Consider the following 266-nt stretch of genomic DNA (forward strand, 5'->3'; position numbering starts at 1 on the left):
TGCGCGCCGAACTGCTCCGCGCGCGGGGCGACGACGCCGTCACCGACTGGGAGGAGGCATCCACCGCCTTCGCTTCTCTCGAACGGCCGTACGAGAGGGCGTGTGTCCGGCTGCACCTCGCCGAGACGCTTCTCGCGGCGGGCGAGCGTGACCGCGCGGCGCGCACCCTGACCGCTGTCCAGGAGGCCGCCCACGCCTTCGGCTACCGCCCCCTCGCCCGCGAGGCCGCCGAGCTCGCCAGGCGCGGGCGGCTGCTCCCCGCGGCC

At 77.1% G+C, this 266-nt stretch carries 1 protein-coding gene; it reads left to right on the top strand.

The window, feature by feature from the left end:
• Positions 1–266: hypothetical protein (locus G3I42_RS26240; protein WP_164289929.1), on the top strand; the 266-nt coding region annotated here is incomplete at both ends.

Source organism: Streptomyces sp. SID11385 (assembly GCF_010548245.1).
Lineage (GTDB): Bacteria > Actinomycetota > Actinomycetes > Streptomycetales > Streptomycetaceae > Streptomyces.